At 48.1% G+C, this 206-nt stretch carries 1 protein-coding gene; it reads left to right on the top strand.

The features are described from left to right. The first annotated feature begins 7 nt into the window (after positions 1–7). Entirely contained in the window at positions 8–139 is a 132-nt protein-coding gene (locus tag KB213_RS12765; protein ID WP_249110589.1) for a pyruvate kinase alpha/beta domain-containing protein, read from the top strand. The last annotated feature ends 67 nt before the right edge of the window (positions 140–206 follow it).

Genomic DNA, 206 nt, shown 5'->3' with positions numbered 1-206 from the left:
TGAAGACTTGGCTGTTCGAGCAGCTGAACTCGCCCTATCAAACGGGTTCTGTGTAAAGGGTGATCATGTACTAGTGTTGGCAGGCCTGCCATATGGCCTCTCCGGCAGCACCAATACACTGCGCGTTATCAAAGCCTAACTGATTCTTGTTAAACCACCCGCAGCTTCAAAACTGTGGGTGTTTTAAGCCTGTTTTTTATGGATCA

It is taken from the genome of Neokomagataea anthophila, from assembly GCF_018122595.1.
Classification (GTDB): domain Bacteria; phylum Pseudomonadota; class Alphaproteobacteria; order Acetobacterales; family Acetobacteraceae; genus Gluconobacter; species Gluconobacter anthophilus.
This window is presented reverse-complemented; position numbering and strand designations above follow the sequence as displayed.